Raw genomic sequence first — 21479 nt, forward strand, 5'->3', positions numbered from 1 at the left:
CGCAACCGTTGCGCTGTGCATCGGCGAACGCCCTGCACCGCCAAACGGCGAGCACGCGGCAGAAAAACGTTCTGACGTTTTTATGCATCGTGCGAGCGGGGTGCAGGGGCGCAGCCCCTGCGTTGAGAACCCCCTGCGTTGAAGACATGGCGCCCGTGGTGTAAGAGCCATGCCCGAGGAGTAGAGGGGCCATGGATGAGAAGTTGTTGCTCGCGATCATCGGGGCCGGTGTCGGCATCGTCGTCGTGTTCGTGCTCGGCGGCATCGCGATGTACGCGCGCTACTACCGGCAGGTAGAGCAGGGCAAAGCGCTCATCGTGAGCACCGCGGGCAAGGAGCCCATCGTCGCGTTCACGGGCATGCTCGTGTACCCCGTCGTCAACCGGGCCGAGGTGATGGACCTCTCCGTGAAGACGATCGACATCGATCGCCGCGGCAAGGAAGGCCTCATCTGCAACGACAACATCCGCGCGGACATCAAGGTCACCTTCTTCGTCCGCGTGAACAAGACCGAGCAGGACGTCCTCAAGGTCGCGCAGTCGATCGGCTGCGCGCGCGCGAGCGATCCGACCTCGCTCGAGGAGCTCTTCACCGCGAAGTTCGCCGAGGCGCTCAAGACCGTCGGCAAGCACTTCAACTTCGAGCAGCTCTATACGAAGCGCGAAGACTTCAAGGACAAGATCATCGAGGTCATCGGCAAGGACCTCAACGGCTTCATCCTCGACGACGCCGCGATCGACTACCTGGAGCAGACCCCGCTCGAGGCGCTCGACCGCGACAACATCATGGACGCCGACGGCATCCGGAAGATCACCGAGATCACCGTCGTCCACAACGTGAAGACGAACGAGCTCCGCCAGCGCGAGCGCATGGAGATGGGCTCCGAGAACCTCAAGGCCGACGAGGCGATCTTCAACTTCGAGCAGCGACGGTCCGAGGCCGAGGCGAAGAAGAACAAGGAGATCGCGATCTCGCAGTCGCGCGAGCAGAACGAGGCCGCCCGCGTCGCGAGCGACGAGGCGAAGAAGACGCACCTCGTCCACCACAAGAACGAGGAGGAGGCCCTCGTCGCCGAGCAGGCCAAGCACCGCGGCGTCGCGGTCGCGCAGAAGAACCGCGAGCGCGAGGTCGCGGTCGAGGCCGAGCGCGTCGAGAAGGCGCGTCAGCTCGAGGTCATCAGCCGCGAGCGTGAGGTGTCGCTCGTCGGGATCTCGCGCGACAAGGAGGTCGAGCTCCAGAAGAAGGAGATCGCCGACGTCGTGCGCGCGCGCGTGGCGGTCGACAAGACCGTCGCGGTGGAGGAGGAGACGATCAAGGACGTCCGCGCGATCGCGACCGCGAACCGCGAGCGCGACACGCTCCGCATCATGGCCGAGGCCGAGGCCCAGACCTCGCTCGTGAAGCAGGTCAAGGCGGCCGAGGCGGCGGAGGAAGCAGCGAAGCACGAGGCGCGGCAGCGATCGATCGCGGCCGAGGCCGAGCTCGAGACCGCCGACAAGCTCGCGCGCGCGAAGATCCGCATCGCCGAGGCGGTGCAGGCCGAGGCCGCGGCCGAGGGCCTCGCGAAGGCGCGCGTGAAGGAAGCGGACGCGATCGCGACGGAGAAGCAGGGCCTCGTCGAGGCGCGCGTCACGTTCGAGAAGATGCAGTCCGCCGCCGCGGGCGAGGAGAAGCAGGGCCTCGCGAAGGTGAAGGTGAAGGAGGCGGACGCCGCGGCGGTGGCGAAGCTCGGCGTCGCGGAGGCGTCGGCGCTCCGCGAGAAGCTCACCGCCGAGGCGGCGGGCGAAGAGTCGAAGGGGCTCGCGACCGCGAAGGTCGTCCGCGAGAAGCTGGTCGCGGAGGCGGCCGGCATCGCGGAGAAGGCCGTCTCGATGAAGGCGCTCGACGACGCGGCGCGCGGCCACGAGGAGTTCCGGCTCCGCCTCGAGAAGGAGAAGACGATCGAGCTCGAGACCATCCACGCCAAGACGAGCGTCGCGGCGGCGCAGGCGCAGATCCTCGCGCAGGCGTTCTCGAACGCGAAGTTCAACATCGTCGGCGGCGACGGCGCGTTCTTCGACCGCTTCGTCAAGGCGGTCAGCGTCGGTCAGGCGATCGACGGCGCGGTCGACGCGAGCCCGCACGTGCGGAGCCTCGTCGAGTCCGCGGTCAAGCCCGACGACGAGGCGCTCCTCGGCATGGTCGAGAAGCTCCTCGTCAACGATCCCGCCGCGACCGCTCGCTTGAAGGCGGCGCGCGGGAAGCCGGCGGGCACGGGCGAGTAGGCTAGTCTTCCGTGGCGAGAAGGGGACCACCATGAAGAAGGACATCGCGCTGAAGCTCGCGATCGGGCTCACGCTCGCGACGTTGCTCGGCTGCAACCTGCTCAAGAAGAAGCCACCGCCGTGCGACGACCCGGAGGTCACGTCGACGGTGCGCCGGATCCTCTCCACGGCGGCCGGCTCCAAGTACCGGTTCCTCACCTTCACGGTGGGGTTCCCCGGCGAGACGCGCTACCGCAAGAGCCCGCCGAAGCGCGTCTGCCGCACGGCGATCAGCTCGTCGGCGGGGAGCGAGGTCCTCTTCTATTCGGTCGAGTGGCAGAACGAGAAGAAGAAGATCATCTGGGTCCAGACGATGGGCAACCGCGACGACGGGACCTGACGTGACGACGCAGGCCGCGATCCCGCCGTCGCCAACGAACGGCGCCAATGGCGGGTCCGCGCCTGCGCAAGCCGCCCTCGAAGGGGGCAGCTACGACGTCATTCGCAAGCGGCTGCTCGAGCAGTCGGCCGAGCTCGCGGCCAAGGCCGAGGCCCTCAACGCGAAGCGGAAGCAGGTCTTCGGCGGCGCCGAGCTCGCGCTGCTCGCGAACGAGCGCGTCCGCACCGAGAACAACTGCATCGCGCGGGACCTCGTCAGCATCGCGGGGCACCTCCTCTTCGGCTTCCAGGTCTTCCTCGGCCTGAAGACGGAGACGACGGTGAACGACGTCTTCTCGTTCTACCGGTTCCAGCGGATAGAAGGCAGCGAGGAGTGGGACCTCGAGCAGGTGCCGTTCGAGGGGCCGGGCGCGTTCCTCGCCGACGACGCCTTCGTCAAGGAGCTCCGCGACGTCTTCAAGTACTCGAAGGACGCGCGGCTCCTCCGCTTGAAGCGCACCGACACGCGTCTCCTCGCGGTGGTGCAGACCGGCGCGACGGCCCAGGACACGAAGGTCCTCCGCTGGGCGATCGACGCCGCGGGGCGCGTCACGTACATGGACGCGCGCGGCGACGAAGACGCGAAGCCGCCGCGCCAGCACGAGTTCGTGTGGACGCAGACCGGCCGCGACGACCAGGTGGCGGGCCCGCACCCGCACGTCAGCATCCTCGACGTCTGCTTCGTCGAGACGGTCGGCGGCGACCTCACGATCAAGGTCGAGAACAACACGAAGGACGGGCGCGGCATTTACCGCGAGCCGGTCGACGATCCGAACCAGACGCTCGACGACGGCGATATCGCGTATTGCAAAGTCGGCAATCTCATCCTCCTTCGCATAAGGCCATTTCGCGAAGAGCGTTATCGCTACCTCGTCTTCGATCCGCGGGCGAAGAAGGTGGTCCGCATCGACGCGATCGGAGAGGCCTGCCACGAGCTGCCGGAGGACCACGGCATCGTGTTCCCGGGCGGGTATTACTTGCAGTCGGGCGAGCACAAGATCTTCGACGCCGCCACCGACCGCCTCGAGTTCGAGCGCGTCGTCAAATCGCCGAACGGCGAAGACGTCCTCTACGTCTATCACCGGCGCGACGAGGGCGAATACCTCCTCCTCCCGTACAACGTCATCCGCAAAGAGATCGCGACGCCGATCCGCTGCCACGGCTACAGCCTCTTCCCCGACGGCACGATGGCGGTCTTCCGCGCGGAGGAGGAGCCCACGCGCGTGCATCCGCTCCAGATCTGGCGGACGCCGTTCGACACGGTCGAGAACGCGGCCGCGAAGCCGAAGGACGGGAGCTACCTCGCGAAGGTCGGGAACGCGGACCTCGTGCGCGGCATCTCCGACGCGCTCGCGCTCCGCCGCCTCGTCGCGGTCGAGAAGCCGCTCCGTCATCACTACGAGGACCTCGTCGCGGCGGTGGGGCGCGCGATCGACTCGCACTACTGGCTCGGCCACGCCGAGGCCGGTGACCTCGCCTCGACGCTCGGGGCGATGAAGAAGACGAGCGAGCTCGTCCTCGACGAGTTCGACAAGGTCGACGCGATCGAGAAGCGCGCGCACGAGGCGCTCGAGAAGGCGCACGCGGAGCAGGCCGCGCTCTTCGTGAAGGTGCGCCCCGACGACCTCCACGTCGTCGAGGACTACCTCCGCGCGCTGACCGAGCTCCGGCACCAGCGCGGGCAGCTCATCAGCCTGAAGGACCTGCGCGGGATGGACGTCCACGCGCTCGCGAAGCTCGAGAACGAGCTCGTCGCGCGGTTCGACGAGGTGAGCGAGGCGTGCGTCCAGTACTTCCTGAAGGAGGACGCGTTCAAGCCGCTCATCGAGCGCCTCGACGTCGCGGTCGAGAAGATCGAGGCGACGACGAAGGCGAACGAGCTCGCCCCGTTCGGCGAGGAGCTCGACGTCGTGCAGCAGGGCCTCACCCTCCTCGCCGAGGTCACCGGCGGGCTCAAGATCGACGACGCGACCGCGCGCACGCGCATCCTCGAGGGCGTCAGCGCCGCGTTCGCGCACCAGAACCGCGCCCGCGCGGTGTGGCAGGCGAAGAGGAAGGAGCTCGTCGGCAGCGAGGCGCGCGCCGAGTTCGGCGTGCAGTTCCGGCTCTTCGGGCAGGCCGTCACCGGCGCGGTCGCGGTGTGCGACACGCCGGAGCGCTGCGACGCCGAGCTCTCGAAGCTGCTCCTCCAGCTCGAGGAGCTCGAGGGCAAGTTCGGCGAGACGGGCGAGTTCACCGCCGAGCTCGCGGCGAAGCGCGAAGAGGTGAACGACGCGATCGGCGCGAAGCGGCAGCAGCTCCTCGACGAGCGGCACCGTCGCGCGCAGAACCTCCTCACCGCCGCGGACCGCATCCTCGCCGGCGTCGCGCGCCGCGCCGCCACCTTCAAGACGCCCGACGAGCTGAACGCGTACTTCGCGTCGGACGCGATGGTGCTGAAGCTCGCCGACGTGCAGGAGCAGCTCAAGGCGCTCGGCGACACGGTGAAGAGCGACGAGGTCGCCTCCCGGATCAAGACCGCGCGCCAGGACGCCCTCCGCGCGATGCGCGACAAGGCGGAGCTCGGAGACGGCGGCGCGGGCGACGTCATCAAGCTCGGCGAGCATCGCTTCAGCGTCCACACGCAGCCGCTCGAGCTCGTGCTCGTGCCGCGCGAAGGCGTGATGTCGATCCACATCACCGGCACGGACTTCTTCGAGCGGATCGACGATCCCGAGCTCGACGCGGCGAAGGACCTCTGGGAGCAGACCTTGCCGAGCGAGTCGGCGGAGGTCTACCGCGGCGAGTTCCTCGCGACCTCGATGCTCCTCGACGCGGAGGACGGCGCTCGCGCGGGCCTCACGATCGACGAGCTCGAGGCCGCCGCGCGCGACGGGAAGCTCCTCGAAGAGGTCCGCGCCTACGCGCAAGACCGCCTCGACGAGGGCTACGAGCGCGGCATCCACGACGCCGACGCGGCGCTGATCCTCGAGAAGCTCCTCGCGCTGCGCTCCAGCGCGGGCCTCCTCCGCTACTCCGCCGACGCGCGCGCGCTCGCGATCCTCTGGTGGACGTCGCTCCCCTCCGAGCGGAGGGCGTTGCTCCACGCGCGCGGCAAGAGCCTCGGCCGGCTGCGCGAGGAGACGAAACACGCCGCCGCGCAGAGCGACCTCGCCCGCGAGATCGAGCCCCTCATCGGCGCGTTCTCGACGACGCTGGGCCTGCCTCACCACACGGGAGAGGTCTCCAGCGCGGCGCGCTACCTCGTGCTCGAGCTCGCGCATCGGGAGCTCAGGTTCGTCGCGAGCGCGACGGCGGACTCGCTGCGGCGCGCGCTGATCTCGTTCGTCGACGCGGCCGGGCACCGGCGCGCGTTCGAGGACGAGCTGGTCGCGCTCGACGCGGAGCCGGCGAAGAAGCTCGGCGTCGCGCTCGCCTGGCTCGAGGCGCTGGTCGGGAAGAAGCAGGTCGAGCACGCGCGGCCCTACGTCCGCGAGGCCGCGGTCATGCTCGTGACCGAGACCGCGGGCGCGAACGGCCCGCCCTCCGCGACCGGCGGCGCCGCGCTCGACCCGTCCGCCGCGACGGTCGAGGCGCAGGTCGACGGCCTCCTCGGCGCGCACCCCCGCGTCGTGAACCGCTCGCTCCGCCTCGCGATCGACGAGACGCTCGCGCGCCTCGTGCCGTTCATCACCGAGGCCGCGCCGCGGTTCCGCGCGTTCCGCAAGCTGAAGGCCGACGTCGCCCTCCGCGAGCGGAAGCGCCTCCGCATGAGCGAGTTCCAGCCGCGCGTGCTCACGTCGTTCGTGCGGAACCGCCTCATCGACAACGTCTACCTCCCGCTCGTCGGCGCGAACCTCGCGAAGCAGATCGGCGCGGTGGGCGCGAAGAAGCGCACCGACCTGATGGGCATGCTGCTCCTCGTCTCGCCGCCGGGCTACGGCAAGACGACGCTCATGGAGTACGTCGCGAGCAAGCTCGGGCTCGTCTTCATGAAGGTGAACGGCCCCGCGCTCGGGCACGACGTGACGTCGCTCGATCCGAACGACGCGAAGAGCAGCACCGCGCGGCAGGAGGTCGAGAAGATCAACCTCGCCTTCGAGATGGGCAACAACGTGATGCTCTACCTCGACGACATCCAGCACACGTCGAGCGAGCTGCTCCAGAAGTTCATCTCGCTCTGCGACGGGCAGCGCCGCGTCGAGGGCGTGTGGAAGGGCACGACGCGCACGTACGACCTCCGCGGCAAGAAGTTCTGCGTCGTCATGGCCGGCAACCCGTACACGGAGTCGGGGGCGCGCTTCCAGATCCCGGACATGCTCGCGAACCGCGCCGACACCTACAACCTCGGCGACATCCTCGGCGGGCAGGAGGCGCTCTTCGCGTCGAGCTACATCGAGAACGCGCTCACCTCGAACGCCGCGCTCGCGCCGCTCGCGACGCGCGAGCCCGCCGACACGCAGCGGCTCGTGCGGATGGCGCAGGGCGAGGACCTCCCGCTCACCGATCTGTCGCACGGCTACTCCGCGGCGGAGGTGGAGGAGATCCTCGGCGTCTTGAAGCGCCTCCTCAAGGTGCAGGGGCTGCTCCTCGACGTGAACAAGGAGTACATCAAGTCCGCGTCGCAGGAGGACGCGTACCGCACCGAGCCGCCGTTCAAGCTGCAGGGCAGCTACCGCAACATGAACAAGCTCGCGGAGAAGGTCGTCTCCGCGATGAACGACGACGAGCTCGAGCAGCTCATCGACGATCACTACGCGAGCGAGTCGCAGACGCTGACGACGGGGGCGGAGCAGAACCTCCTCAAGCTCGCGGAGCTCCGGAGGCGCGTGACGCCGGAGCAGGCCGCGCGCTGGAAGGAGATCAAGGACGCCTTCGTCCGCCAGGGGCGCGGCGGCAAGAAGGGCGACGATCCCGTCACGCGCGTCACCGGCGCGCTCTCCGGCGTCGACGAGCAGCTCCAGCGCATCCGCGAGACGATCTCGCACGCGAGCATCGCCGCGGCCGCGGCCGCGGGCTCGAAGACGAGCGAGGCGGAGGCGCTCGGCCCGATCCTCGCGCAGCTCGGCCAGGCGCTGCGTCCGCTCGGGAAGGGGAGCAAGGTCGAGATGAAGATCGACGACGGCAGCGCCGCGGCGGCGGTCGCGGTCGTCAACGTCGTGCGCGAGCAGTCGCAGGTCTTCACGAAGATCGTGCAGATGCTGACCGAGCTCTCGCGCGCGCAGCAGCGCGGCTCGCAGGTGCCGCCCGCGCCGGGTTCGCGCCCCGGCTCGCAGCCGCCGCCGCTGCCGGGCTCGCGGCCGCCGCCGCTGCCGGATCCGCGGCTCGACGACATCGCGCAGGCGATCCGGCGGCTCGAGCAGCGGCTCTCCACGCTGTCGACGACGATCCCGCGCTTCGACGTCACGCTCGACGCCGCGTCGCCGAGCAACTTCTGGCGCAGCATGGACGGGTCGAACCTGGTGCAGGACGGCGGCGTGTTCGTCGCGACGTACGCGAAGCTCCCGCCGCTCGGCGCCACCCTCACCCTCGGCCTCGAGTTCCCCGGCGGCGTGCGCCACGAGTGCCAGGCGATGGTCTCGTGGACGCAGGACCACCTCGGCGACGAGACCCCCGCCGGCTTCGGCGCCAAGCTCCTCGGCCCGTCCCGCGACCTGGTCCAGACGATCGCCCAGTTCGTCCGCTTCCGCGAGCCGCTCCTGCGGGAGTAGGGCGCGCGTTAGGCTCAGCCGACGGACTGCCAGAGGTGGTCGATGTCGAGCGTCAGGCCTGGGACGGCCGTTGATGTGATCCGTCCGCCGACGAGGGCTTGTCGTCCGCGATAGTCGCCGGGGGCATGGCGTGCTGCCTCGACGCGGACGTCGGACCACGTTCCCAGTGACGGATCGAAGGTGAGCGCGAGCACCGAGCGAGCGGGGATGCCGCAGGTCGTCTCTTGAGCGTTGACGATCCAGTACTCGCCGACGCGCCCGTCGAGGTACGTCCGCCAGCGATCGGTCTTGTCGCCGGTCCCGTCCCCGAGGTCCTCGCGCCACGTCGACGGCGACAGGAGCTCGACGACGAGCATGACGTCCTCCGGCGCGTAGACCTTGTTCTTCTCCGAAGCGCGGATCGTGCGGAACGGACGCCGCAGACAAATGATGTCCGGCTCGATGCAGGGCAGGCCGTGATGGGAGAGCGGGACCACCGTGCCGTTCAGCGTGTAGATGGGATCGAAGGCGACGCTGCCCCCTGCAACGACGAGGGAGCGATCGTCGAGCTGCCGGATCATCCCCTGCATGAGGATCGCGAGCGGGGTTCGATGGAAGTCCGCGTGGTCAGGAGGCGACAGGATGAGCATGCCGTTCTCGTCGCGCGCGTAGCGGCGTCCGTCCGGCGGTAGCGCCAGCAGATCCGCGAGCGAGATGGGCGCGCCGAGGGCGTAGCTCGGCTGGGAGTCCGAGTGAGGGGCGGACGCCATCGATCTCGATCCTGGCACGCGCCGCGCCGGCTCGCAAACCGCCGCGTCTACGTCTTCGCGGCGCGTTGCTTTGCGAGGACGCGGCGGGTGATGCGGGCGAGGACGCCGTGGTAAGTGCCGGGGAGGAGGCGCTGGAACACGTCGAGGAGGCGGGCGTCGGTGCCGATGAGGACGCGGCGGGCGTTCCTCTGGACGCCGCGGAGGATCTGCTCGGCGGCGTCGTCGGCGGTCACGCGGAAGGCCTTCTCGAACTCGCGGCGGGAGAGCTCCGGATCGGTCACGCCGAGGTCGGCCATCGAGGGGTGCATCTTCGACGCGCGCGCGATGTTCGTCTTGATGCCGCCGGGGTGCACGCACGTCGCGGAGACGGGGGCGCCCGTGATCTCGAGCTCGATGCGGAGCGCCTCCGTGAAGCCGCGGACCGCGAACTTCGCCGAGTTGTAGGCGCACTGGCCCGGGAACGCGATGAGGCCGAAGAGGCTCGACGTGTTGATGACGTGGCCCTCGCCGGAGGCGCGGAGGTACGGGAGGAACGCGCGCGTGCCGTGGACGACGCCCCAGTAGTCGATGTCGACGATGCGCTCGAACTCGGCCTGGTCCGCGCCCTCGACCGTCGCGGAGTAGGAGACGCCCGCGTTGTTGAAGACGAGGTTCACGCGGCCGTGCTCGCTCGCGACGTCCTTCGCCCACGCGCGCATCGCCTCCGCGTCGGCGACGTCGAGCCGCCGCTTCGTCACGCGGAGGCCCGGCTTGCCCGCCGCGGTGGCGAGGCGCACCGTCTCCGCGAGGCCGACCTCGTCGACGTCCGAGAGCGCCACCTCGCAGCCGCGCCGCGCGAGCGCGACGGCGAGAGAGCGACCCATGCCCGATGCCGCGCCCGTGATCGCGGCGACCTTTCCGTCGAAGGATCTCACTTGCATTCACCCTTCACGCCGTTGACCGTGCAACTCTCGGCGCAGCATCGTACGTCCTTGGTCTCGCACGCGGGCGGCTGGCACGTCACCGCGCACGACGGGCCGCTGCAGCGGACCTTCTTGCACGCGTCCTTGCCGCTGCACGCGATCGCCGTGTTCGCGGAGCTCGCGACCACGTCGTCCGCGCACGCCGACTCTCCGTTGCACGAGACGTCGCACCGCGCCGCGCCCGTGCACGTGATCCGCTTGCACGCGTCCTTGCCCTCGCACGTGACGACGCAGCTCACGCCCTCTGGGCAGCGGACCTCCTCCTTGCACGCCTCGCCGAGCCGGCCTCTCGCGCCCGAGCCGCAGCGGAACGCGCACGTCGCGCCTTCGCAGGTGCCGCCCGCGGCGCCGCATGCGCCCCCGCACGCCGCGGCCGGGCCGCCGCTCGTCGAGGAGGTCGACGACGTGCCCGCCTCGCCGGCGTCGGCCTGGATGAACGTGGGATCGTCGAGGCAGCCGTCGAGCGATACGAGCATCGCGACGGTGAGCCCGAACCTCCGCATCTCGCCATTGTCTCACGCATCGGCCGTCCGATCGTGCTACTTCGCTGGCGTGCGCTCTCGTTTCCCCCTCTTCCTCGCCGGCGTAGGCGTGCTCGCGCTCGCGTTCGCCGCGGCATGTGACGACAGCAGCGCGTACGAGCCGCCGGGGATCCAGCCGCAGATCGTGACCGTGATAGGACCCGCCGGCGCCACCGTCGTCTGCCATCCCGTCGACACGGGAGGCAACTGCCCGCTCCCGATCACGGTGACGTTCCGCCTGCCGAAGGAGCAGTTCGTCACGCGCGCCGTCGTCCGCTTCCAGGGCGACGGCAGCGACGTCGGGTACGACCGCATCTACGCCGTCTCCCCCACCTACGGGAACGACGGCGCCGACGTCACCGTCACCGTCGACGCGGACATCCCCGCCACCATCCTCCGGCGCAACGCGCTCTTCACGTACTCCGTCGTGCTCGTCACCGGCGCGGGGGCGAAGTCGCCCGCGTCGACGCTCACGGTCTCGGTGACGTGACGCGCCACACCGGCGCCTCGTCCGGCGCGGGGCGGCCTTCGAGCAGCTCGTGTGGGCCGAAGCGGCCCTTGTACATGAGCGACGCGCAGCCCTCGACGCGGTAGCCGAGGTAGACGTGCTCGCGTCCGCGCGCGCGCGCCTCCTCGACGAGCATCACGACGTGCGCGGTGCCGAGCGACGACGGCGCGTGCTCGGGGTCCCAGTAGAAGTACACCGCCGAGAGCGAGACGCCGGTGTCGTCGACGATGCCGAGCCCGACGAGGCGATCGCCGTTCGTCGGATCGCGGAAGGCGACCTCGCGCACGCACGGGTGCGGGAACGCGAAGTCGATCTTGTAGCGCTCGGCGTCGAGCGAGCTCTCGTCCCAGCCGCGCGCCTCTTCGCGCTGCTCGTGCCACCGCGCGTAGAGCGCGAGGCGCTCCGCGTCGACGATCGGACGCCGGACCGTGCGCGTGAGGTGGGCCGCGTTCTTCCGCGCGCGGCGCTGGCTCTTCGTCGGCGTGAACTCCGCCGCCGGGATGCGCAACGTGAGGCACTCGTTGCAGGACGCGCACGCCGGCCGGAAGTAGGTGGGCCCGAAGCGGCGCCAGCCGCGCGCGAGCCGCGCCTCGAGCTCGACCGCGTCGACGTCGAGCTCGAGCCGGATCTCGAGCGCCGCCTCGCGGTCCGGCAGGTACGTGCACGCCCGCGGCGGCTCGGTAAAATGCTGAAGGAGCCGCGTCACGCTCTACTATGTAGCCCATGTATCGCGTCCTCTTCACCTCGGACTACGAGATCCACGGGAGCGGGATGGGCTCGCCGAAGGAGCTCGTCGTCGATCCGACGACGCGCATGCTCGATCAGCTCGACCGCTACGGCGGAAAGCTCACGATCATGGCCGACGTGGGCGAGATCCTGAAATTCAAGGAATACGCTGAATCTCATGACGACGACCGCTTCGCCTGGGGCGCGATCGCGGCGCAGCTCCAGCGCGCGGTCCGCACCGGCCACGACGTGCAGCTCCACGTCCACTCGTCGTACTTCAACGCGACGTGGGACGAAGCGAAGCGAGCGTGGACGCAGGACTACTCCGAGTACGACCTCGCGAGCCTGCCGTACGAGCGCGTCCGCGCGATGATCGCGCGCGGCAAGGCGCTCCTCGAGGACACCTGCCGCAAGGCCAAGCCCGACTACGAGTGCTTCGCGTTCCGCGCGGCGAACTGGTCGATGCAGCCGTCACCGGCGATCGTGCGCGCGCTGATCGAGGAGGGCTTCCGCATCGACACGTCGGTCTGGAAGTACGGCCGCTACGACGACCTCGTGAAGTTCGACTACACGCACGCGCACTCCGACCTCGTGCCGTGGCCGATCGACGAGCGCGACGTCTGCCGCCGCGATCCGAACGGGCGCCTCTTCGAGTTCCCGATCTACACCGAGGAGCAGCCGCTCTGGACCTTCCTCACCGCGAATCGCGTCTACCGCGTCGTCGCGCAGCGGCTCAACCCGCTCCCGGAGCCGGACCCGATGGACGGCGGCGGCGCCGCGCCCGCGAGCGGGACGCGTCCCTCGCTCGGCGCGCGGCTGCTCGGCAAAGCCAAGGCGCTCCCGAAGGTCGCGCAGAAGGCGACCGGCCGCTTCCCGTGGAAGGTCGACTTCAACCAGTGCACCGGCAAGCAGCTCGTCGACGCGCTCCTCCGCGTCGAGGAGCGGTACGGCCACCCCGACGCGCCGCTGCCGTTCGTGCTCATCGGGCACTCGAAGACGTTCACCGCCCACAACGAGCGTAGCCTCCGCCCGTTCCTCGAGCTCGTCGCGAGCCACCCCGACCGCTTCTCGTTCGGGACGTTCCGCGACTTCGATCCCGAGCGCTACCGCGATCCCGTCGCCGCGTAGACGCATGTAGCGGTCAGCTGCGGAGCTTCTTCACCGCCGCCCCGACGTCGTTGCCGTTCACGTTCGCGCCGGTGCTCTTCAGGTGCTTCATCGCGACGCCGGTCGCCTGGCCGTCGGCCTTCGCGGCGACGATCGCGTCCTTCACCGGCGCGAGCGCGGCGACGATCTCGTCGACCGAGAGCTGCTTCGGGAGGAGCGCGGCGAGGACCTCGATCTCCTTCTTCAACGTCGCGGCGCGCTCGCCTTCGGAGAGGCCGAGCGTCTCCTCGTTCGACTTGATCAGCTTCCGCACCACCGCCCCTGCTTCCTCGTCGGTGAGGGAAGCGCTCTTGCGCGCCTCCGCGGTCTGGATCTCGCCGAGGGCGAGGCGGAGGACGTCGCGCGCGACGGTGTCTCCCGTCTTCATCGCGACCGTGACCTTGGCTTTGATGTCGTCGATCAGCATCAGGACTTCTTGCCTCCTCCCTTCGGACGCACCACGAGCACGGAGCGATCGGCGTGGTTCACGACCTTCGCCGCGGTGGTGCCGACGATGCGGTCGAGGATGTCGTAGCCGTGCGAGCCGATCACGATGAGGTCCACGTCGTCCTCCTTCGCGACGCTGCAGATCGTGTCCCACGGGACGCCGACGTGCACCGTCGCGCTGTCGAACAGCTCGGGCGGGACGCCGGCGCCGTCGGCGTCGAGCTCGCGCTTCGCGATCGCGAGGAGCTGGTCCGTCACCTGCGCGGGCGGGAGCGCCCAGACGTTGGCGGGGAGCTCGGGCGGGAGGCCGACGCAGCGAAGCAGCCGGAGCTTCGCCTGCGTGCGCCGCGCGAGGTCGATCGCGGCGGCGAGGACCTCCTTGGCCCGAGGCGTGTGATCGAGCGCGACGAGGATCCGATTCATGCCGAAGGTCGTAGCACGGACGCGTCAGAAGCGGCCGGTCAACGAGAGCGCGAGGGCACCGGGCCCGACGACCGGCGCGATGCGCGCGCGCGGGCCGTGCTCCGGCGCGGTGAAGTAGATGGCGGCGCCGCCGATCGCGAAGGCGGCGCCGGCGATGACCGCGACGGTGGAGATGTCCCCGAACCTCCGGCTCTCCTCGCCCGCGTCCACGCCCGCGCGCGTGCACAGCGTGAAGTCCGGCGGCTGGCAGTTGTCGTCCGCGGTCTGCTTGCGCGAGAACGCGAGCGCGCCGAAGACGCCGCCGGCGACGAGGCCGGCGACGCCCACGCCGCCGAGCGCGAAGCCGACCGTGCGCTGCGCGTCGCCGCGCGTCGCGTCCTCGATCCGGTTCCGCCGCGGCTCCTCCGGCGGCTTCTCCGCGGCGGGATCGGCGTCGAGCTCGGGCACGTCGACGACGATCGTCTCGGCGCCCTTCTCGGGTACGTCGACGGTCGTGGACCACCGCTTGTAGCCGTCCGCGCTCGCGCTGATCGTGTGCGCGCCGGGATCGACGGGGAAGGGATCGCCCCACAGCGCGGGGCCGACCGTCGTGTCGTCGCGCATCACGCGGAAGGAGGGGAGCTCCTTGTCCTTCGGCGGCACCTGGATGCGGAGCTTCCGGAGCCGCGGGCCGAGCGCGTCGATGCGCGCCTGCGCGATCCGCGCGCGGTCCTTCCGTCCGTCGCGCTTCGCGGCCGCGAGCGCCTCCTGGTAGGTCGCCCACGCGGTCGCGGTCTTCCCTTCGTGCTCGCGGCACGCGGCGAGGTGAAGGAGCGTCCCGCCGCCGGGATCGAGGCGCTGGCTCTCTTCGAGCTTCGGACACGCGTCGCTCCATCGCTCCTGCGCCATGAGCGCCTGCGCTTGATCGAAGAGCGCCTGCGCGGCGGCGGGATCGCTCGCCGACGCGACGCGCGCGTAGAGGACGAGGCTCGGCGTCGTCAGCGCAAGGAGCCACGCCCGCATACGGTCTCAGGAGTTCTTCGCGGCTCGCTTCGAGCGTTCGACGAACTCGACGACGCTCTGCTGGACGCGCGGGCTCGGATGTCCGAGGAGGCGCTCGGCGACCGAAGGATCGAGCTCGATCGGGAGCGCGGTGGTGAGCGCCTGCACCGCGCTCGAGAGGACGACCTCGTCGTGATCGGTGCGCAGCACCTCGAGGAGGAGGCGGCGTTTGTCGTCGGAGCGATCGAGCGCGGCGATGACGCCGACGATGCCGTCGCGGAGGGAGGCGTTCGAATGACGGATGAGGCGCTGGCACAGCTCGCCGACCTCGGTCCAGCCGACCCCGCGCGTCGCGACGAGCCGCTCGATCGCCTCGAGCAGCCAGCGGCGCACGGCGGGGGACTCCTCTTCGCTGCTCACGAGCTCCGCGAGCGCGAGCCACGAGCTCGGCGAGCCGAGGTGCTTGAGGAGCCACGCGCCGTGCTCGCGCAGCTTCGGATCGGGCTCGTCGCGCAGCGCGGCGATGAGCGCGCGGCAGAGCGGGTCGCGGTCCCACACCCGCGCGAGCTCGAAGACCGGCTCTTCGATGTCGTAGTCGAGCTGCGTGAGGGCGAGGAGCAGCTCGATCGGCGGGCGGCCGCGGAGCCACTCGGGGTGCTCGCGCAGCGTCGTCGCCGCCTCGCGCACGGTGAAGGAGCTGCCGAGCTGCTCGATGAGCTGCTCGCGCTCTTGCGAGGTGTAGGTGACGATCGAGCTGTCCTCTTGCGGCGGCGGCGGCGAGGACGTGCTCACCGGCGCGGCCGGCGGCACCGACGGGTACACCGCCGGCGGGATCGACTGCGCGCGCGGCGGGAGCGGCGGCGGGATCGAGCGCGGCGGCGACGGCGCGACCGAGGCGCGCGGCGGCGTCGGGGGGACGGAGGCGCGGGGCGCGACCGACTGGCGGGTGGAGATCGGAGCGGCCGCGGGCATCCGCGCGGACGGCGGCTTCGACGCGCTGACCGGCGGCACCGACGGCATCTTCACCGACGGCGGCTTCGACGCGCGCATCGACGCCGACGGCGGCGGCACGGAGGGGCGCGCCGGACGCTGCGAAGGCGGCTTCTGTTCTGCGAACGTCGGCGGAGGAGGAGGACCGGAGACGGTGACCGGCGCGTGCCCTGGGACCGCGATCGGGTTCACCGAAGGCGCCTTGCTGAACGGGCCCGTCATCGCGCTCGGAGGCGCGGTGGCGGTCGTGCTCCCGCCCTTCGCTTCGGCGCCGGAGCGCGTGACGGGCGGCGGCGGCTCGAGGGCTTCTTGCGGGATCGCGGGCGCGGGCGGGACGCCGTCGCCGTAGTCCGAGAGCGGGACCGCGCGCGTCGGCGGGGCGACCGAGCCCGCGTTCGGCGGCGGCGCGACCGACGGCGTGGCCGAGCGCCAGCGCGCGAACGCGGTGGTGATCTCGTCGCGGAGCGTGCGGACGCTCTCCTCCGTCGCCGTGCGCGCGCGATCCGAGGCCGCCGCGCGCGCGTTCGCGGAGGCGATCGTGGCGTTCGCGGCGTCGAGCGCCTGCTGCAGGCGATCGACCTCCTTGCGGACGTCGGCGGTCTCCTTCTCCGCCATGTTCTTGCCTTCGAGCGCGACGTCGCGCGCGTGGCGCGTGTCCTCGAGGTCGCGCTCGAGGCGGCCGACCTCGGACTTGGTCTCGAGGAGCGTGCTCCGCGCGTTGGTGAGGTCGGCGTCGAGCGCGACGACCTTCTCCTGGACGAGGCGCGACTCCGCGAGCGACTTCTCGAGGCGATCGATCGCCTCCTTCGCCGCGAGCCGTTCGTGCTCGCTCTCGGAGAGCTTCTGCGCGGCGGCCTCCGCGGCGTCGTTCGCCTCCTGCTTCGTGCGGACCACCTCCGCCTTCGCCTGCGCGATCTCTTCGCGCGCAGACGCGAGCTCCGCGGTCACGCGCTCGGCGCGCTCGCGCACGGTCTGGAGCTCCGCCTCCGTCGCGGTCGCCTTCTGCGCGCCCGCCTGCTCCCGCTTCCGGATCTCGGCGATCTCGTGCTCGAAGGTCGTGGCCGCGCGGAGGACCTCCTCTTGTTGCCGCTTGAGCGCCTGGATCTCCTCGCGCGCTGTGTCGGCCGCGCCCTTCGCCGCGTCGACCGCGCGCGAGAGGTCGTCGCGCTCCGACCGCATGTGCTGCAGGTCTTGCAGCGTCTGGTCGTGGAGGCGGCGGAGGCTCTCGAGCTCGCGCTCCGCGGTCTCGGCGCGCTGCTCCAGCTCGAGGTTCTTCGAGCTGATGTGCTCCGCGCGCTCGAGCGCGTCGCTCCGCTCGCGGCGCTGGTCCTCGATCGTGCGCTCCACCGCCGCGGCCTGCTGATGGAGCTTCGCGAGCTCGCGGCGCAGGGTGAGGGCCGCGTTCGTGAGCGAGTCGATCGTGGAGTTGCGATCGCCGCGGTCGACGGTGACGACGTCGACGCGCCCCGACATCGGCTCGTCGTCCGGATCGGCGCGCGGATCGCGCCGCACCGCCGGCGGCGGACGCGACAGGACGTTGCGGTCGTAGCTGCGGGTCGACTGCCGACTGGACGTGCTCTCCGGAGGGTCTCCACCTCCGTAGCCGGATTCGCCGCCCGGCTTCCCTGCGTTGTCTGCCACGTTGCGTTCCTTCGCCCCCGTTCGAATGAGAGCACGACGAAGGGCCCCGTGAAAGGTGCTACATCGATGAGATGGCTCGCTTGCGCATCGGGTCGGGTGGCCTCTTCTTCGCATTGCTCGCGGGCCCGCTGGTCGTGCTGGGCGGCATCGTCGCGTGCGAGACGGACAACGGGGACACGACGCACGGGCCGGACATCGGCACGCTCCCCGACGCGGGGGGGCGCCGGAAGCTGCCGGACGGCGCGATCGTCGAGGCCGACGGCGCGCCGGTGCAGGGCGACGATGACGACGACGACGACGATGACGACACGGGGCCCGGCGCGTGCACGACGGGGCTCACCGCAGTCCTCGCGGGGAACGACACGACCTTGAGCGGCGCGGTCCGCACCGGCGACGGCGCGTGGACCGGCGGCGCGATCGCGGGCGGAGCGGCGAAGAGCAAGCCCGCGCTCGTCGCGTTCGGCGCGGGCTTCCTCGCGGCGACGCGCGGCGCGGACGACAAGCTCCAGAGCCTCACCGCGAGCGGGACGGCGTGGAGCGCGCCGGCGGTGATCGGGCTTGGCCTCGTGAAGGGCCCGCCGTCGCTGACCGTCGCAGGGACCAGAGCGCACCTCGTCTACACGTCGGACTCGTTCTTCAAGCACGGGATCTACGAGGGCACGAGCTGGAACGCGGCGGACGCGCCGGTCGGGACCGGGACCGGCGCCGGCGAGTTCAGCTTCGGCACGTTCTCGGGCGGGCTCGCGGCGGTCGGGAGCGAGGTCGTGTTCGCGGAGAACGGCGGCGACAACGGTCTCTACGCGCGGACCTACGGCAGCGCGTGGTCGGCGGCGGTCCCGGTCTTCGGCGCCGGCACGGTGGGCTCCACCGGCGCGACGCCCGAGATCGCGCCGATCAGCGCGGGCAAGTCGGACCTCGTGATCGTCTACGCGTACAAGAAGGAGACGCCCGCGAGCCAGAACGCGATCGCGTTCGCGACGCGGCAGCCGGCGGAGACCGAGCAAGAGAAGAAGTGGGGCAACGCGGAGACGCAGTACGTCTCGGGCGTCCTCACCGCGGAGAAGTTCTTCCTCACCGCGATCTCGGCGACGTCCGTCATCCTCACGTTCCGCGGCGACGACGGCAATGCATACTACACGCAAGGGAGCGCCAACGGCGACGCGGTGGAGTGGACCTCGCCGGCCGCGATCGGCGGCGCCCCGACCGCGGTCGACACCGCCCCCGCCGTCGCGAAGGGCGCCTGCGGCGACGACGCCGTCTTCGCCTACGCCACCGCCAGCGCGGTGAGCACGGTGAGCCTGAAGGCGGGCGCGTGGTCGACCCCGTCCGCCGTCACCGGCACGACCGGCACCCACGTCGCGATCGCGACCAAGTAGCTACGACCCGAGCAGCCCGCGGAGCTGGGCGCGGAGCGGCTCGGCGCTCTTCTCGGCGCGCTTGGCGATGACGCCCTGGTAGGGCTTGCCGCCGAGGGTGAGGAGGGACTTCGCCATCGCGAGGACGACGGCGTCTTGCTTCGAGCTCGGGGCGAGGTCCGGGATCTCGTCGCGGCTCGGGGTGAGGAGCTCGGCGAGGAGATCGGTCGCCGGCTTGCGCGCGGCGGGGGAGGCGTGCGCGAGCGCGACGGCGGCGGCGCCGCGGACCTCCTCGCCGGCGGGGACGCGGCGGGTGAGGATCGCGTGGAGGCGCGGGACGAGGTGCTCGTCGATCGCGCCGAGCTGGCGGAGGCCGGCGATGCCGGCGACGCGCACGACGTCGTCCTTGCTCTGCACCATCGCGACGAGGACCGGCTTCGCGCGATCGGACCAGAGCTTGACGATCGCCGCGGTCGCGGCGCGGCAGACGCCCGAGTGCGTCCAGCGCAGGAACTTGAGGACGGTGTGGCCCGCGGTCTCGTCGCCGACGAGCGGGACGCAGAGGAGGAGGTCCTCCGCGAGATCGAACGTCATCGGGTTGGGATCGGGCGTGACCGCGATCTTCTCGAGCGACGCGCGCACGACCGGCCACGCCTTCGGCCCGAAGTCCTTGAGGAGGGTGACGAACGGCTGGCGGATGTTCGCGTGCCGCGCGAGCTTCACCCGCGCGCCGTAGAGGCCGTACGCGCCGCCGACGCCGGCGTGGACGAGGAGGCGGCGCGCCTTCTCGCGCACGTCCGCCTTCGGCGCGACGAAGTACTGCTCCGCGACCTGGGTGAGGAGCGTCGGATCGTCGAGCACGCGCAGGAGCTTCGCCGCGCTCCAACCGCGCGAGCCGACCGCGCCCGAGCCGTCCGTCTGCGCGATGTTGTGCATCGTGCTCGCGACGCTCCAGAGCGACTCGACGTCGCCGCGCTGGGAGAGCGTCCTCAGCGCGCCCTCGAGGTGCTGCACTCCTTGCGCGAACGCGGTCGGGTCCGTCGTCTTCACGAGGCGCGCCGTCCACGCGAGCGTGCGCGGTGCGAGCTGATCGCCGCTGTCGGCCGAGGTCGACGCGGGGTTCGGCGTGTTCGGCGCTTGCTCGCGCGCCGCCGCGCCGCCGGGGTAGCCGGCGCTGCGATCGATCCAGTCCGAGTTGTCCTGCTGTCGCGGCGACGGCGTCTCGGCGACGGCGGGAGAGGCCCGGCGCGGCGTCGCGAGCTCGAGCTCCTCCGCCGCGGGCAGCTCGCGGACCGACTGCGTCGTCGGCGCGGTGAGGAGCTCGCGGAGCTCCGCGCGCAGCTCGCGCATCGACTGCTGGCGATCGGGCGCCTCCTTCTCGAGCGCCTTGTTGATGATCTTCTCGAGCGCAGGGGAGACGTCCGGGTTGATCTTCGACGGCGCGGGGTGGGGTGAGAACTGGTGCTTGTTGAGGATGCCGACGACGTGCTCCGCCTGGAACGGGAGCTGGCCCGTCGCCATCTCGTAGAGGATCACGCCGACGGCGTAGATGTCGCTCCGCGCGTCGAGCTCGTCGGCGCGGCACTGCTCGGGCGACATGTACTCGGGCGTGCCGGCGACGTGCCCCGTCGCCGGCGAGTCGGACGCGCCGTGGAGCGCGATGCCGAAGTCGCAGACCTTCACGACCTCGATCTCGTTGCCGTCGTCGTCGCTCCCCTTCACGAGGACGAGGTTCTCGGGCTTCACGTCGCGGTGGACGATGCCGCGCGCGTGCGCGTGCGAGAGGCCGGCGCAGACCTGCATCATGATCGACGCGATGCGCTGGGTCGGGAAGACCTTCTCCTTGTCCATCAGCGCGCGGAGCTCGGGGCCGTCGAGGAACTCCATCGCGAAGTAGAGCGAGCCGTCCGGCTCCTGCCCGAAGTCGAGGACGCGCGTGACGTTCGGGTGATCGAGGCGGCTCGCGGCGAGCGCCTCCGCGTAGAAGCGGCGGCAGAAGTCGATGTCGTTCTGGAACGACTCGTGGAGGACCTTCACCGCGACCGGCATCATCAGCTCGCGGTGGCGCGCCTTGTACACCGCGCCGACGCCGCCGCGCCCGATGATGTGCTCGAGGAGGAGCTTCCCTCCCGCGAGCGCGCGTCCGATCTTCGAGTCTTGCCCGTCGTCGGTCGGGAGCGGTCCGACGTGCGAGAGCTCCTTCTTGTGGCTCTCGCTCAGGTTCATGTTCGTCTGCGCACGCTTGCCGCGGACGGCGGGGACCGGCTCGTCGATGGTGGGGACCTTCGGCGCGGGCGGGACGAGGGTGCTCGTGTCGACGTCCTCGTCCATCGGCGAGAGGCGGAGCGGGAAGCCGTCCTCGGTCGGAGGTCCGAGCGCGACGGCCACGTAGTAAAAAGGCTCCGACGCGCTCGGGGTGTGGACTTCGAGCATGTGCTCGGCCGCGCTGACGGGCGCGGTCTCGAGCGGGACCCACACCGTGCTGCCGGTGAACGCCGCGGCGTCGAGGACCTCCCTCGCGTCATCGTCTGCCAAGTCCGCAACGAGCACCGGCAGGAGGTCGTCGGGCGGCAACGTCAGCATGGACTCGCGCGGAAGGATCTCACTCCCCGCGCTTCCGGGTCAACCGGTCACACGGCTTTCGCCGTCCTACCTATTT

At 70.8% G+C, this 21479-nt stretch carries 15 protein-coding genes; 6 read left to right on the top strand and 9 right to left on the bottom strand.

The window, feature by feature from the left end; all coding sequences use genetic code 11:
- Positions 1 to 191 precede the first annotated feature (191 nt).
- The 3 genes from KF837_01440 to KF837_01450 are packed head-to-tail and all read left to right on the top strand — an operon-like array spanning position 192 to position 8371.
- Positions 192 to 2264 (top strand): hypothetical protein, encoded by a 2073-nt coding sequence (locus tag KF837_01440; protein ID MBX3225939.1) that lies wholly within the window; start codon positions 192 to 194, stop codon positions 2262 to 2264.
- Between the two features lie 31 nt (positions 2265 to 2295).
- Entirely contained in the window at positions 2296 to 2643 is a 348-nt protein-coding gene (locus KF837_01445; protein ID MBX3225940.1) for a hypothetical protein, read from the top strand.
- A gap of 19 nt (positions 2644 to 2662) precedes the next feature.
- Positions 2663 to 8371: a DNA repair ATPase gene (locus KF837_01450; GenBank protein MBX3225941.1), complete on the top strand. Its 5709-nt coding sequence runs from the start codon at positions 2663 to 2665 to the stop codon at positions 8369 to 8371.
- 14 nt (positions 8372 to 8385) lie between these two features.
- Here KF837_01450 and KF837_01455 read toward each other — a convergent pair whose 3' ends face one another.
- From KF837_01455 to KF837_01465, 3 genes are read right to left on the bottom strand one after another with little or no spacing between them, the layout of a single operon-like run.
- A complete protein-coding gene (locus KF837_01455; protein ID MBX3225942.1) occupies positions 8386 to 9120 on the bottom strand; it encodes a Uma2 family endonuclease in 735 nt (244 codons plus the stop codon).
- A 47-nt stretch (positions 9121 to 9167) separates the two neighbouring features.
- Positions 9168 to 10034, bottom strand: coding sequence for an SDR family NAD(P)-dependent oxidoreductase (locus KF837_01460; protein ID MBX3225943.1), 867 nt, complete (start codon positions 10032 to 10034; stop codon positions 9168 to 9170).
- A complete protein-coding gene (locus tag KF837_01465; protein MBX3225944.1) occupies positions 10031 to 10585 on the bottom strand; it encodes a hypothetical protein in 555 nt (184 codons plus the stop codon). Before KF837_01465 ends, KF837_01460 begins: the two co-directional genes overlap by 4 nt.
- Before the next feature lie 49 nt (positions 10586 to 10634).
- Here KF837_01465 and KF837_01470 point away from each other — a divergent pair, with 49 nt between their 5' ends.
- A complete protein-coding gene (locus KF837_01470) occupies positions 10635 to 11093 on the top strand; it encodes a hypothetical protein (protein MBX3225945.1) in 459 nt (152 codons plus the stop codon).
- Here KF837_01470 and KF837_01475 read toward each other — a convergent pair.
- Positions 11074 to 11817 (bottom strand): arginyltransferase, encoded by a 744-nt coding sequence (locus KF837_01475; protein MBX3225946.1) that lies wholly within the window; start codon positions 11815 to 11817, stop codon positions 11074 to 11076. The two genes, KF837_01470 and KF837_01475, sit on opposite strands and share 20 nt — an antisense overlap.
- Before the next feature lie 17 nt (positions 11818 to 11834).
- Here KF837_01475 and KF837_01480 point away from each other — a divergent pair, with 17 nt between their 5' ends.
- Positions 11835 to 12965: a hypothetical protein gene (locus KF837_01480; GenBank protein MBX3225947.1), complete on the top strand. Its 1131-nt coding sequence runs from the start codon at positions 11835 to 11837 to the stop codon at positions 12963 to 12965.
- 13 nt (positions 12966 to 12978) lie between these two features.
- Here the strand turns inward: KF837_01480 and KF837_01485 are convergent, their stop codons facing one another.
- From KF837_01485 to KF837_01500, 4 genes are read right to left on the bottom strand one after another with little or no spacing between them, the layout of a single operon-like run.
- Positions 12979 to 13410: a GatB/YqeY domain-containing protein gene (locus KF837_01485; GenBank protein ID MBX3225948.1), complete on the bottom strand. Its 432-nt coding sequence runs from the start codon at positions 13408 to 13410 to the stop codon at positions 12979 to 12981.
- Complete coding sequence (locus KF837_01490; GenBank protein MBX3225949.1) at positions 13410 to 13853, bottom strand: universal stress protein; 444 nt, start codon at positions 13851 to 13853, stop codon at positions 13410 to 13412. The genes KF837_01485 and KF837_01490 overlap by 1 nt, the downstream gene beginning before the upstream one ends.
- A 24-nt stretch (positions 13854 to 13877) precedes the next feature.
- Entirely contained in the window at positions 13878 to 14855 is a 978-nt protein-coding gene (locus KF837_01495; protein ID MBX3225950.1) for a hypothetical protein, read from the bottom strand.
- A gap of 6 nt (positions 14856 to 14861) precedes the next feature.
- Positions 14862 to 17465 (bottom strand): hypothetical protein, encoded by a 2604-nt coding sequence (locus KF837_01500; protein MBX3225951.1) that lies wholly within the window; start codon positions 17463 to 17465, stop codon positions 14862 to 14864.
- A gap of 71 nt (positions 17466 to 17536) precedes the next feature.
- Between KF837_01500 and KF837_01505 the strand changes: the two genes are divergently transcribed.
- Positions 17537 to 18841, top strand: a complete 1305-nt coding sequence (locus KF837_01505; GenBank protein MBX3225952.1) for a hypothetical protein — start codon at positions 17537 to 17539, stop codon at positions 18839 to 18841.
- Here KF837_01505 and KF837_01510 read toward each other — a convergent pair whose 3' ends face one another.
- Positions 18842 to 21403, bottom strand: coding sequence for a serine/threonine protein kinase (locus tag KF837_01510; protein ID MBX3225953.1), 2562 nt, complete (start codon positions 21401 to 21403; stop codon positions 18842 to 18844). It lies immediately after the preceding gene.
- Positions 21404 to 21479 lie beyond the last annotated feature (76 nt).

Origin of the sequence: Labilithrix sp. (assembly GCA_019637155.1) — a bacterium.
In the GTDB taxonomy this organism is placed as follows: domain Bacteria; phylum Myxococcota_A; class Polyangia; order Polyangiales; family Polyangiaceae; genus Labilithrix.

Bases quoted from the DNA above. Each gene is read 5' to 3' on its own strand.
- KF837_01440 (MBX3225939.1), top strand. From the start codon at position 192: ATGGATGAGAAGTTGTTGCTCGCGATCATCGGGGCCGGTGTCGGCATC.
- KF837_01445 (MBX3225940.1), top strand. From the start codon at position 2,296: ATGAAGAAGGACATCGCGCTGAAGCTCGCGATCGGGCTCACGCTCGCG.
- KF837_01455 (MBX3225942.1), bottom strand. From the start codon at position 9,120: ATGGCGTCCGCCCCTCACTCGGACTCCCAGCCGAGCTACGCCCTCGGC.
- KF837_01465 (MBX3225944.1), bottom strand. From the start codon at position 10,585: ATGCGGAGGTTCGGGCTCACCGTCGCGATGCTCGTATCGCTCGACGGC.
- KF837_01480 (MBX3225947.1), top strand. From the start codon at position 11,835: ATGTATCGCGTCCTCTTCACCTCGGACTACGAGATCCACGGGAGCGGG.
- KF837_01485 (MBX3225948.1), bottom strand. From the start codon at position 13,410: ATGCTGATCGACGACATCAAAGCCAAGGTCACGGTCGCGATGAAGACG.
- KF837_01490 (MBX3225949.1), bottom strand. From the start codon at position 13,853: ATGAATCGGATCCTCGTCGCGCTCGATCACACGCCTCGGGCCAAGGAG.
- KF837_01495 (MBX3225950.1), bottom strand. From the start codon at position 14,855: ATGCGGGCGTGGCTCCTTGCGCTGACGACGCCGAGCCTCGTCCTCTAC.
- KF837_01505 (MBX3225952.1), top strand. From the start codon at position 17,537: ATGGCTCGCTTGCGCATCGGGTCGGGTGGCCTCTTCTTCGCATTGCTC.
- KF837_01510 (MBX3225953.1), bottom strand. From the start codon at position 21,403: ATGCTGACGTTGCCGCCCGACGACCTCCTGCCGGTGCTCGTTGCGGAC.